Annotated in this window: 8 protein-coding genes and 3 pseudogenes; 7 read left to right on the forward strand and 4 right to left on the reverse strand. The window is 71.4% G+C overall.

What is annotated here, in order from left to right:
- From OG936_RS38285 to OG936_RS38300, 4 genes and pseudogenes are all read left to right on the forward strand, one after another.
- The gene (locus tag OG936_RS38285) at positions 1–558 is read left to right on the forward strand and encodes a sigma-70 family RNA polymerase sigma factor (RefSeq protein WP_331755229.1); all 558 of its coding nucleotides are present in this window, start codon (positions 1–3) and stop codon (positions 556–558) included.
- Positions 551–1207 carry a hypothetical protein gene (locus OG936_RS38290; RefSeq protein ID WP_331755230.1) on the forward strand — a complete coding sequence of 219 codons (657 nt, stop codon included), beginning with the start codon at positions 551–553 and terminating at the stop codon, positions 1205–1207. Before OG936_RS38285 ends, OG936_RS38290 begins: the two co-directional genes overlap by 8 nt.
- 36 nt (positions 1208–1243) lie before the next feature.
- Positions 1244–1909 (forward strand): annotated as a pseudogene (locus tag OG936_RS38295) (zinc-binding dehydrogenase); the annotation flags it as partial.
- A 58-nt stretch (positions 1910–1967) separates the two neighbouring features.
- Positions 1968–2822, forward strand: coding sequence for a class I SAM-dependent methyltransferase (locus tag OG936_RS38300; RefSeq protein ID WP_331755231.1), 855 nt, complete (start codon positions 1968–1970; stop codon positions 2820–2822).
- A gap of 50 nt (positions 2823–2872) precedes the next feature.
- Here the strand turns inward: OG936_RS38300 and OG936_RS38305 are convergent, their stop codons facing one another.
- Positions 2873–3406, reverse strand: a complete 534-nt coding sequence (locus tag OG936_RS38305) for an EF-hand domain-containing protein (RefSeq protein ID WP_331755423.1) — start codon at positions 3404–3406, stop codon at positions 2873–2875.
- Positions 3407–3679: 273 nt separating this feature from the next.
- On the opposite strand from OG936_RS38305, the gene OG936_RS38310 reads away from it, so the two are divergent.
- From OG936_RS38310 to OG936_RS38320, 3 genes and pseudogenes are all read left to right on the forward strand, one after another.
- Positions 3680–4579, forward strand: a complete 900-nt coding sequence (locus OG936_RS38310; protein ID WP_406500821.1) for a metallophosphoesterase family protein — start codon at positions 3680–3682, stop codon at positions 4577–4579.
- Between the two features lie 121 nt (positions 4580–4700).
- Positions 4701–5369, forward strand: a pseudogene (locus tag OG936_RS38315) (ATP-binding protein); the annotation flags it as partial.
- Between the two features lie 771 nt (positions 5370–6140).
- Positions 6141–6419: pseudogene (locus tag OG936_RS38320) on the forward strand (helix-turn-helix transcriptional regulator); the annotation flags it as partial.
- Here the strand turns inward: OG936_RS38320 and OG936_RS38325 are convergent.
- The 3 genes from OG936_RS38325 to OG936_RS38335 all read right to left on the reverse strand — a co-directional run bounded on the left by OG936_RS38325 (position 6379) and on the right by OG936_RS38335 (position 11794).
- On the reverse strand, positions 6379–7617 hold the full coding sequence (locus OG936_RS38325; RefSeq protein WP_331755234.1) for a cytochrome P450: 1239 nt from the start codon (positions 7615–7617) through the stop codon (positions 6379–6381). The pseudogene OG936_RS38320 and the gene OG936_RS38325 overlap by 41 nt on opposite strands.
- Positions 7618–7786: 169 nt before the next feature.
- Positions 7787–10591: an AAA family ATPase gene (locus OG936_RS38330; RefSeq protein ID WP_331755235.1), complete on the reverse strand. Its 2805-nt coding sequence runs from the start codon at positions 10589–10591 to the stop codon at positions 7787–7789.
- 414 nt (positions 10592–11005) lie between these two features.
- Positions 11006–11794 (reverse strand): alpha/beta fold hydrolase, encoded by a 789-nt coding sequence (locus tag OG936_RS38335; RefSeq protein ID WP_323183773.1) that lies wholly within the window; start codon positions 11792–11794, stop codon positions 11006–11008.
- Between the last annotated feature and the right edge of the window lie 45 nt (positions 11795–11839).

Here is an 11839-nt window from a genome sequence, read left to right on the forward strand (position 1 = left end):
GTGACCACCACGACGGCCGGCGGCCAACGGAGAAAGAGACCCAGTGCGTTACCGCGGGACGACTTCGATGCCCTGTATATCGAGGAGATGCGGGGGGTCACCGTGCACCTTATGTACCGGGGCGCTACGCCCTACGAAGCCGCTGACGCTGCACATGAGGCGTTCATCGAACTGCTTCCTGACCGATGGCGGACGATCCAGTATCCGGCGGCCTATCTCCGGAAGGTCGCTTGGACGAAATACCTCCGCCAGCAACACCACCTGGAGTCGCCCAGGGATTCGGTACCTGACCGGCCGGGTGGTACGTGCCCGATCGCCGAGGTGATCCTGACTGACACTCAACAGCGGATCGTGAACGCGATCCAGCAGCTGTCGCCAGCGCAGCGGGAGGTCCTCGCGTGGCAGTTTGATGAGTTCGAGTACTGCGAGATCGCGGAGTTCACGAGCAAGACCGAGACGGCCCTGCGCACAAATGCCAAGCGGGGAAGGGCAATGCTGAAGAAGCTTCTATTGGTCGAAGGAGTCGGACAGAACGAGGGAGGCGCTTCGGGTGAGTGACCGGCTGGACAACCACGGTGAGGCCGATGACATCCTTGACGATTTTCTCCTTGCACACGTTGGCGAGCTGCGAAACACGATCGGCCACGCCCTCAACGTCCAGGCCGGGCTGGCGAACCTCCAAGCGCTGAGGCGTAAGGATGACGCTCACGTATATCAGGTCAGGCCTGTGGTAGTGAGTTCCGTCGAGGTCAAGGAGTCGGGTGAACCGGGCAGCGTGGCCGAGGGCCACGCGGTTCGAGAGCTTCTTACCACCCTGACGAAGGAGCGGCGCCAGGTCCGTGTATTCAGGGAGAGGATCGAAGCCCTTGAGGTCCGTCAGGAGGTCGGCAAGCTTCGCCTCACGCGCGCAGTCAGGCAGCTGCGCTTCTACGGCTCTTACCTAGGAACTGTCACAAAGGACTTCATGAACCCGGTCTCGGTGGACAAGGACCGGGTTCTCACGCAGTTCCGAGTGCATGAGAGGAGTCTCAAGACCATCAGGAGGCAGCTCGAGGCGCTGGTCGCCGATACGGAGGGTCGGCAACAACGGAAATGGAAGCTTCTGGTCCTCCTCATGGAGGAGCGTGAGGAGGCGCTGCTGGAGCTATATACGACCATCCAGCGGATCTTCGATAATTCCGACTTCTTGCAAGAGGTGGGCCCCTGACTCGACGTTGGGCATATCGGGGTACTACGGCAATGGTTGGTAATAGCGGGCAACGCCGTCCGGGTCGACCCGGCACTGCCGCTCGAACTGCTCGGCCCGCTCGGCTGCTCCGTCCTCACCGGCGCCGGAGCCGTGCTGAACACCTTCCGCGCCGGTCCCGGCGACACCCTCGTCGTCCTCGGCGCGGGAGGCGTGGGCCTGGCCGCGGTGATGGCGGCCGGCGCCGCCGGCGTACGGACCGTGGCCGTCGACGGGAATCCGGCGCGACTGGCCCTGGCCGAACGGTACGGCGCGATCCCCCTGCCCGCCACGACGGCCGGTCTGGCCGAGCGCATCCGACGGCGGACCGACGGCGGCGCCCAGTACGTCCTGGACACCACCGCCTTGGCCCCGCTGATCAACGACGCACTCCGCGCACTGCGCCCCACCGGCCTGCTCGGCCTCGTGGCACGCCTCCGCACCGCGCTGCCGCTCGAACCGGACACGCTCGACCGGGGCCGCGGCATCCGGCACATCTGCGAAGGGGACGCCGTACCGGGACTGCTCATACCCCGGCTGATCGGCCTGTGGCAGGCCGGCCGCCTCCCGTTCGACGAACTGATCCGCACCTATCCGCTGGCCGACATCGACGAGGCCGAACGCGACTGCGACGCCGGACGCGTGGTCAAGCCCGTCCTGCTGCCGGAAAGAGGAGACCGATGACCGAACGACCACCGCCCGCGACCCCCGCCGTCCCGACACGGACGGCGGGGACTCGGGCGTGGGACTGACCGCCCTCCTGGTCGCCGCCGCACGGGCGATCGAGACCCACCGCCACGACAGCCTGGCCCGGGACGTCCACGCGGAACACTTCGTGCGCGCGGCCGGGGCCTGCGCGGACTCGCCGGTGCGCATCGAGCAGGTCCCGGACGGGGACGGCGATCCGTTGTGGGGGAGGTTCGCCCGCTACTTCGGCCTGCGGACGAGGGTCCTCGACGACTTCGTCGCCCGGTCGGTCGGTGCGGACGCCCGCCAGGTGGTGCTGCTGGGAGCGGGGCTGGACACCCGCGCCTTCCGGCTGGACCTGCCGTCCCACTGCGTCGTCTTCGAGGTCGACAGGGCGGGCGTGCTGGACTTCAAGCAGCGGGTGCTCACGGAACTCGCGGCCGCCCCCAAGGCGAAGCGCGTCCCCGTACCGGTCGACCTGCGCGCCGACTGGGTCACCGCGCTGACCTCCGCCGGCTTCGACCCGGCCGCCCCGAGCGTCTGGCTGGCCGAGGGACTGCTCTTCTACCTGCCGGGCCCCGCCGAGACGTACCTCGTCGACGCCGTGGACCGGCTCACCGTCCCGGGCAGCGCCCTGGCCTTCGAGGCCAAGCTGGAGAAGGACCTGCTGGCGTACCGCGACAGCGCGATCTACACGGCGACGCGGCAACGGATCGGCATCGACCTGCTCGACCTCTTCGACAAGGGGCCGCGCCCGGACTCGGCGGGCGACCTGGCGGCCAAGGGCTGGTCCACCGCGATGCACACGCCCTTCGACTTCACCCGCCGGCTGGGACGCAGTCCCCTTCCCGAGCCGGACGAAGCGCTGGAGGGGAACCGCTGGGTCTTCGCGCACAAGCCCCGGGCCTGACGTCGCCACGGGACGGACGGCCGCCGCGGCCGTCCGTCCCCCCGGCCGTGTCAGACGGCCCGGACGGCCACCAACTGGTCACCCGGGATCCCGGCCAGGTCCGGCGCGTAGTCATCCTTGATGCCGGAGGCCCAGGTGGCCACGGTGACGCGGTCGTCGGCGTCCGGGCCGAACGCGTCGAAGAGCGCGTGGATCTTCGCCTCGGCGAAGCCGATCGCCGTCATCAGCGACACGAAGAGCGGACGCTCGATCAGGCCGTCCCCGTCCGGGTCGCCGAGGGCGGAGAGCGCCCGGGCGAACTCCTCGACCGTGGGCCCGAAGCGCTCGGGGTCGAGCACGAACGGACGGAACTCCTCGACGCTGATCACACCGTCGCCGTTGGCGTCCAGCTCCGTGGCCAGCGTCGTCCACCAGCGGCGGAACGAGGCCCGCAGGGCCTCCTTGGCGCCGTCGTCCGAAGCGACCGCCGCCTGAAGAACACGTCCCGTCATCAGGTCGAAGTCCTCGGAGTCGAGGACTCCGTTGCCGTTGGCGTCGAAGAGGGAGAAGAGCAGCTCGGCCCGCTCTGCAGCCTCGGTTCGCATGTCCGTCACCTGTCTCCTGCGGTCCGTCGATCCCGGACCTGGCTCGATGAGTGCTCCCTGCACAACCGCACCGGCGGCGGAACGTGACGGTCCGTCCGCCTCCGGCACCGGCAGGAGTGAAGAAGTCCGCGAGGCGCCCCGGGCGCCCGCGGCCGTGCCGAACGCTCCGGGCCCTGCCGGGCGTAGGGGTGCTGGCTTCCCGCTAGGGGTGTGCCGGATGCCTGCCGGTCGGTAGCGTCGGTCGCCCGGCCGTGTGCCGGTGACACGGACACGATGTGCCGCGGGCGGCCGTCGTGGGAGCGCGGGAGGTTACAGGTGGCCGGGTCCGAGGTCCGCCGGCTGCTGGCGATCAGCGATCTGCACGTGGTGTACGCCGAGAACCGTGCCCTCGTCGAGGGGCTGCGTCCGCAGAACGAAGGCGACTGGCTCGTCGTCGCGGGCGACGTCGGCGAGTACGTCGCCGACGTCGAATGGGCCCTCGACCTGCTGCGGCGTCGCTTCGCCAAGGTGATCTGGGCGCCCGGCAACCACGAACTCTGGATGCCCCGCGACGACGTGGTGCAACTGCGCGGCGAGGCGCGCTATCAGCATCTGGTGGCGCTGTGCCGCCGCCTCGGTGTGGTGACCCCCGAGGACCCGTACCCCGTGTGGGACGCCGGAGGCGATCCGGTCCTGATCGCGCCCCTGTTCGTCGGCTACGACTACAGCTGGCGGCCGGCCGGTGCCCGTACCAGGGACGAGGCGCTGGCCATGGCGGAGGAGCGGGGCGTCGTCTGCACCGATGAGTTCTTCCTCCACCCCGACCCGCACGCGCGCCGCGACGACTGGTGCCGGGCCCGCGCCGCGTCGACGAAGCGGCGGCTCGACGCGGAGCGCGACGGGCTGCCCACCGTGCTGGTCAACCACTATCCGCTGGTGAGGGAGCCGACCAGGATCCTCCGGCACCCCGAGTTCGCCCTGTGGTGCGGAACCGACCTGACCGCCGACTGGCACATGCGCTACGAGGCCCGCACCGTCGTCTACGGCCACCTCCACATCCCCCGGACCACCTGGCACGACGGCGTGCGGTTCGAGGAGGTGTCGGTCGGCTACCCGCGTGAATGGCGACGCCGCTCCGGCCCGCCCGCCCGGCTCCGCCCGGTGCTGCCCGCACCGGTCGCCCAGCCCTCCTGACAACACCCGGGCCGGGCGGCTCCACCGGCCGCCTTGATGCCGCGCCCACCGCCCGGGAGACCCTCCGCCGGGCCGCGCCCCGGCCAGGGCCCCGACCGCCGTTGTCGCGCGACGCGAACAGATGAAAGACTTGGCAAAGACCGGACGGGGAAGATCGACAGAAGGGCCGACGCGGCAACGGCGCGTGACGCGCTGCCGTGCGCCGGCCGGTGAACAGGCTGACCAACGGGGACACCGCGCGACGAGGCATCCGGTCTCGGAGCCGCGGGTGGAGAGGCTGACGCGCACAGTGCTCGTGCAACGCGAGGAACAACTGGCCGGACTGCGGGGGATGTACCGCGCCTGCCGGGAGCAGGGACGGGGCCAAGTGGCCCTTCTGAGCGGGCCCGTGGGCAGTGGCAAGACCGAGGTGCTGGAGGTCTTCGGCGAGTGGGCGGCCATGGTGGGCGGGCAGGTGCTGCGCGCCGCCGGATCCCGCGCCGAGCGCGACATTCCCCTGGGCGTGATCTGGCAGCTCCTGCACAGCGCCCCGCTGGAACCCGAGGCCCTCGCCCAGGCCGACGAACTCATCGGCACCGCCTTCGACCGCCTCACCCGGACCGCAGGGATCGTCGAGCAACTGCCCCCGGGCGACGACCTCTGGGGACGGGCCCTGCACGCCGTGTTCACCTCGCTGACCGGCCTGGGGGACGAGGTCCCCGTGGCCGTCGCCGTGGACGACCTCCACCACGTGGACGCGGCCTCGCTCCACTGCCTGCTGTACGTGGTCCGGCGGTTCCGTCGGGTACCCGTCATGATCGTGCTGGCCGAGACCACCACGCTGCGCCCGGCCCATCCCCTGTTAAGGGCGGAGCTGTTCAGCCAGCCCTTCTTCCGGCGCTACACCCTGCCGCTGCTCACCGCCGACGCCGTCGCCCGACTCGTCCCGCGCGACGCCGACTGCCGGGGCGGAACCTCGGCGCGCGAGACGGCCAGCGGCCTCCTCGGCGTCACCGGCGGCAATCCGCTCCTGCTGCGCGCCCTCCTGGACGAAAGCGCCAGTGGTACGGGACGGGACAGCACGTACGGGCCGGTGCCCGGCGACGCCTTCGACCAGGCGGTGCTGCGCTGCCTGTACCGGCACGAGCCCGTCGTCCGTCAGGTGGCGCGCGCCGTGGCCGTACTCGACCGGAGGGCGTCCGCCGAACTGATCGGCCGCCTCCTCGGCATCCCGCCGGACTTCACCGCACAGGCGATGCGGCTGCTGCGCGGCGCCGGCCTCACCGAGGCGGGACGCTTCCGCCATCCGCGGATCCTGGACCTGATCGTCTCCGACATGACGGCCGAGGAGCGGCAGCGGCTGCACCGACTGGCCGGAGAGACGCTCGACGAACGGGGCGCGGCGGCCGGCGAGGTCGCCCGGCACCGCCGTGCCGCCGCCTGGACCGATGCCCTGTGGAGGGCGCCCACGCCGTCGGAGGCCGCCGACGAGCCGGTGTCCCACGACCGGTCCGGCCCGGCCCCGGAGCCGACCCGCCACACCGGGCGGCCGCCGGGGGACGGTGACGGGGACGGCGACGTGCTCAGCGAGGCGGAGCGGCGCGTCGCCGAGCTGGCCGCCCTGGGGCACACCAACCGGCAGATCTCCCGCCGGCTGTTCATCACCGTGAGCACGGTCGAACAGCATCTGACCAGGGTGTACCGGAAGCTCGACGTCAAGCGGCGGACCGACCTGGCCGAGCGGCTGAACGCCTGCCGCGGCCGCCCGCAGGAGCCGACCCGGGAGCATGCCCCGGGCCCGCTCGCCCCACCGCCCCGGATCAGCGGGCCGCCACCGGGAACTCCGCCATCCCGCGGATGATGAACGAGCTGCCGCGCCGTATCCGGCCCGCCCGGCGCAGCCCCGGCATCCGGGTGGCCAGCGCCCGGAACGCGATCTCCGCCTCCAGCTTCGCCAGGTTGGCGCCCATGCAGTAGTGGATGCCCGCGGAGAACGCCAAGGTGTCGGCGCCGACGCTGCGCGTGATGTCGAAGGTGTTCGGGTCGGGGAAGACCTTCGGGTCGCGGTTGGCCCCACCGACCATGATCGCCAGCTCACCGTCGACGGGCAGCGTGCAGCCGGCCAGCTCAAGCCGCTCGTGCACGATGCGCCGGTACTGCTGGACCGGCGGGTCGAAGCGCAGGGTCTCCTCGGCCACTCCGGCCGCGAGCTCGGGCCGCTCGACCAGGAGCCGCCACTGCTCGGGGTGGGACAGCAGCGCGAGGACACCGTTGCCGATCAGGTTGACGGTGGTCTCACTGCCCGCCAGCGGCACGAAGGTCACCATCGGCACCAGCTCCGCCATGGTCATGGTGCCCTCGTCGACCAGCCCCAGCAGGCGCGTGATCATGTCGTCCCGCGGATCGGCCTTGCGCTGCGCGATGACGTCGACGAGAAGGTCCGTGATCTCCCGGATCGCCGTCTCGGTGCTCTGCGTCTGCTCGTAGGTGACCACACCCTCCAGCAGGGGCGTCATCCGGCGGCTGATGCGGTGGAAGTCGTCACGATGACCGTCCGGGATCCCGACGAGGTCGGCGATCAGCGCGACGGGCAGCCGTTGCGCGAAGGCCGTCATCAGGTCGAACGGACCGGCCTCGGCGAGGATCTCGTCGATCAGCCGGTCGCAGATCTCCTCGATACGGGTCCGCCAGCCCTCGGCCATGCGCGGGTTGAGGGTGGGCGTCGCGATACGGCGCAGCCTCGTGTGGTCGGGCGGATCGGCGCCGAGCATCGAGTTGTCGAAGCCGATGAACTCCGGGAGCCGCTCCCCGCTCGCCTTCCGGACCCCGAAGCGCCGGTCCCGCAGGATCTGGTTGGCGAGCGCGTGGTCCGCCGTCACCCAGGCGCCGATGGAGCTCTGGTGGAGAGGACCCCGGGCCCGGATCTCCTCGAAGTGGGGATACGGACTCTCCGGCACGCTCAGCACCTTGGCGTACGGGTCGCCCCGCTCGGCCTGGACGCGGATGAAGTCATGGAAGAAGGCGAGCTGCGCCCGCAGCTGTCGTTCGCTCGGCCGCATCGGTGCCCGCTCCTAACCCCGTCCTGCCATGGCGTCCCGCTTCGAGAACGTAATGACGGCCGCCCCCTACCGGACACCCCTAACTCCGACCCGGTCGTCCGCCGTCCCCCCGCCCCGTCGGCCGGCATCCGGCTGGCCGACGGGGCCGTGACGGGGGACGGGGGAGGGTTCAGGGAGGGGTGCCCGCACAGGAGAGCAGGCTGGTCGGCAGATCCGAGCGGCTGTTGATCCGCAACTTGCGGTAGACCCGGGTCAGATGCTGCTCGACGGTGCTCACCGTGACGAACAGCTTCCTGGAGATCTCCCGGTTGGTGCACCCCTGCGCCGCGAGCGAGGCGACCCGGCGCTCGGCGTCGCTGAGGTCCACGATGGCCGGATCGTCCGCCGGCGAGACCTCTCCCGGGGAGACGTCCGCCGGGCCCGTCTCCGAGGGGGGACCCTGCCGCTGCCCCGGCAGGGCCACCATCATCTGGCCGGTGAACTGCTCCGCCCGGCGGCCGATCACCTGGGCGTGGGAGTACTCGCCGAGGGCGTGCTGGGCGTGGCTGAGCGCCGCCAGGGTCTCGGCCAGCTCCAACCGGTCCCCGGAGGCCTGCAGCAGATCGACCGCCTCCCGCAGGATCGGGGGCCGGCTGCGCAGCTCGCTGGAGGCGGCGAGCACCCGCAGCGTGATGCCCCGAGTGCGGGCGTTCTGGGTGCCCAGCCGCGCCGTCTGGTCGGCGGCCAGGGTGCCCGCGGACAGCCCGCCCGCCAGCCGGGCCGCGGCGAGGTCGGTGCGCCACGGCACCAGTCCCGGAAGATCCGAGCCCCAGCGGCGCATCAGGTCGCCGCAGGCCTCGAAGTCCTCCATCGCGGCCTCGTGTCTGCCGCAGGCGAGGTAGTAGTGGCCGCGGGCACGCCGGTAGTGCAGTCCGACGGTGGTCTGGAACATGGCGTCCGGCACCGCCATGTTCAGATGGCTGAGGGCCTGTTCGTTCTCGCCCGCCCGGGTGGCGGTCATGATCAGGACGGACAGCGGGATGCCGATCAGAATGCCCAGACCCCTGGGCAGAATCTGCCGCAGACACGTGCGGGCACAACGCTCCGCCGCGGCCAGGTCGCCCTGACGGTAACTCACCATCGCCCGCAGCCCGTAGAGCACGGCCCGCCAGGCGGGCGCCGACCGCCGTCGTGCCTCGTCGAGCAGACGGTCGCACCAGGACGCCGCCGCGTCCAGACAGTCCGCGAAGAGCAGCGTCTCGAGGGCGATCATGATGGGGTAGAGGGTGTGGTCCTCCAGGCGGCAGCTGTGCAGCAGCGCCTTGGCGTCGGCCACGACGGTGTCGGTGTACCCGGACGTGTACACGGTGTGGACGATGCCCGCCGCCAGGGACTTGGGCTCGGCCGCGGTGACGGACCGCGCCGACGAGGCGGCCGGCGGCTCCTTCACCGGCTCGACCACTCCCGGGTACCAGTAGGCCAGCGCCATGCGGGCGTTGTACAGCGGAACCGAGGGGCCGCCGGGGCTCCCCGATCCGGCCGACGCCTCGACCCGGGTCAGCACCGCCTCCGCCTCGGCGGGCCGGCCGTACCACTCCAGCGGGGCGACCAGCCTCAGCGCGTCCTCGGAGGGAAGCTGCCCGGACCGGAAGGCGTCCAGAAGCCTGTCCACATGGTGCTCCGCGAAGACGGGGTCGAGCCGCCACTTCGCACGCACCAGCAGAGCGTCGATGCCCACGCGTGAACAGGGTTCGGCCTTCACGCGGGTGGCCAGCCGCAGGCAGTCGAGGGCCAGGCCGCTGTCGTCCTGCGCCAGCGCCTGCTCGGCCGCCTTCAGCAGTACCGGCACCGACCCGGGCGGCGTGGGCCGGCGTGCGGCCACCCAGTGCCGCGCCACACGCACCGGCGCGGCGCCGGCCCGGTCCAGCAGTCCGGCGAGCCGGGCGTGCAGCGCGACGCGCTCCCGCGGCTCCATCAGCTCCAGCACCACGTCGCGGGAACGCCGGTGACGCAGATGGCCGTCGGCGATCAGACCCGCCTCCGTGGCGGCCTTCACGGCCCACTCGGTGGCCGACGTCGTCCAGTCCAGGAGTTCGGCCAGGAAGGCGACGGGCACCGCCTCGTCCAGCGCGGCGACGGCGCGCACCACCGGCAGCAGGCTCGGGTCGCTGCGCATCAGGCAGTTCAGCACCGCCTGCCCGAAGACGTGCCCGGAGGCAGGGAGCGACGTCTCGGGGTGACCGGCCTGCCGGCGCACCTGCGCAGCCCGCAGCTCCTCGACGAGCGCCATGAGCAGCAGAGGGCTGCCGCCGGTCGCCTCGTACAGGCTCGCCGGGGTGTTGTCCCGGAGGTCGACGGCCTCGGCCCGCAGTACCGCGGCGACGCCCACCGGGGACAGCATGTTGAGGCGGATGAGCTGGCGGTGCGGCTGGCTGAGCAGCTCGGCCCAGATCATCGGCCGCGCCGGCCGGACGGTGGTGTTGTCGTTGAGCACGACGAGGACGGGCGCGTGGTCGATACGGCGCACCAGATAGCGCAGACACTCCAGGGAGTCCGCGTCCACGAAGTGGGCGTCGTCGACCCCGATCAGCAGCGGCGCCCGTTGGGCCGCGGCCAGGATGATGCCGGTCAGGCCGTGCAGGACCGCCACGTCGACCTGGGCCCGCGACTCGTCGTCGCTGTCCTGCAGCATCGAGGTGAGCGCGCCGGCCTCCAGCAGCCGCTGGGCGCGGGCGGCCTCCTCGCCCCGCAGGTCCAGGCCGGCGAAGATCTGGGTCATCGCCCCCATCGGATTGGTCTGCTCGGCCTGGGACCCGGTGGCGCCCACGTGGGCGCCACCGGCGACGGCCGCCTCGCGCACCAGACTGCGCAGGAGTTCGGTCTTGCCGACCCCTACCGGGCCGCGGATGACCACCGACCCTCCGGTGCCGCGGACGCAAGCGGCGAGAGACGCGCGCAGTACCGCGAGTTCGGCATCCCATTCGACACGGACCATGGACACTCTCCCCGTGAGCTCACCTGTGGCCACCGGTCTTTCCTCCGCACCCCACGCATGGTGGTGGTGGCCCGCGCAATCACCGCGGCTCGATGCCGCGGTCCGCAGGGTGCGAGGTATGGAGTGCTGTGAAACGCGCCCACTTCGATACGTTCGGAAAGTATCGGGAACGCGCCCTTTCCTGAGGGTCCCGCAAGGTGAAACCGCGGTGAATCCGGAATTTCACCGGGAGGCGAATGCTTCTTCCCCGGCAGTTCCGGTCAGCACCGCCGTTTCCGGACAGTGTCGGCGGTTCCGGACGGGACCGCCGCGCACCGTACGGCCATTGCCCTCGCGGCCGATTCCAGCCGAATCCGGCCGGCGGCCGCCGCCCGGCCGCAGGGCACGCGGCCGTCACCGCCCGGCCAGGGTCCGCTAGCGACCGGTTCGGGCCGGGTCCCCGGGAGGCGACAGGGACTGCAACTGGTCCAGCATGGTCTTCAGCAGGCGGGACTGATGCGCCGTGAGGAAGAAGTGGCCGCCGTCGAAGACGTGGAAGTCGAACGCGGCGCTGGTGTGGTCCTGCCAGGCCCGCGCCTCCTCGACCGTGACCTTCGGGTCGTCGTCGCCCACGAAGGCGGTGATCGGACAGCTCAGCGGGGCGCCGGGCACGTACCTGTAGGTTTCCGCCGCCCGGTAGTCGGAACGCGTGGCGGGCAGGATCATGCGCAGCATCTCCTCGTCGCCGAGGATGTTTCCGGCGGTGCCCTGCAGACGCTGCAGTTCCTTGATGAACTCCGGGTCGGAGGCCAGGTGGTTGCGCTCGTCCCGCGGCATGGACGGGGCTCGCCGCCCCGAGGCGAACAGCCAGGCCGGAACGATGCCCCGCTCCTGCTCCAGCATGCGCGCCAGTTCGAAGCCGACCGTCGCGCCCATGCTGTGCCCGAAGAGCGCGAGCGGCTTGTCGAGAACCCCGTCGAGTGCGCCGAGGATCGCCCGCGCGAGGGAGGGCAGATCGTCGATGTTCGGTTCCGAACGCCGGTCCTGACGGCCCGGGTACTGCACGGCCAGGACCTCGACGGCCGGCGAAAGGGCGCGGGAGACCGGGAAGTAGAAGCTGGCGGACCCTCCGGCGTGTGGCAGGCACAGCAGCCTGACGGCGCTGTCCGGTGCCGGATGATACCGGCGGATCCACAAACCGGTGTCGTCCTGCGCAGTCGTCATTCCCGACCCCTTCGTGTGGCGTTCGTCATTCGCGCGCACCGAGAC

Origin of the sequence: Streptomyces sp. NBC_00846 (genome assembly GCF_045207325.1) — a bacterium.
Lineage (GTDB): Bacteria > Actinomycetota > Actinomycetes > Streptomycetales > Streptomycetaceae > Streptomyces.